We start from the raw sequence: 418 nt of genomic DNA on the forward strand, positions 1-418 counted from the left end.
CTCCTAGCGCCTAGGCATCCTCCGTGTGCTCTTATTAGCTTAACCATGCTAATACACGTTGTATTGCTCTACGCATTTGTTGATAACTGCGATAGTTTCACTATCGAACAGTTACAACCATTTCAGTATCTAGTTTTCAAGGAACAAACGTTCCTGCTCAACAGCAGGAAGACTATCTTAGCATGCTGTTCTTACCGATGCAAGCATCAAGTTTTTCCAGCAAGCTTTTGAGAGAATTTTGTCCTCTCAAAACTGAGCAACGAGTGAATGCTGTTGCAACCGTAGTTGCTTAATGTCCGTTACCCTGCAGGTAACATGGACTCCATAGAAAGGAGGTGATCCAGCCGCACCTTCCGATACGGCTACCTTGTTACGACTTCACCCCAATCATCTACCCCACCTTCGGCGGCTGGCTCCT

1 rRNA gene is annotated in these 418 nt (G+C 46.2%); it reads right to left on the reverse strand.

Annotated features, from left to right (window positions below):
* Nucleotides 1-328: 328 nt before the first annotated feature.
* A 16S ribosomal RNA gene (locus tag B1728_RS35515) occupies nt 329-418 on the reverse strand; the annotation flags it as partial.

The organism is Paenibacillus sp. 32352, assembly GCF_002042965.1.
Classification (GTDB): Bacteria; Bacillota; Bacilli; order Paenibacillales; family NBRC-103111; genus Paenibacillus_S; species Paenibacillus_S vulneris.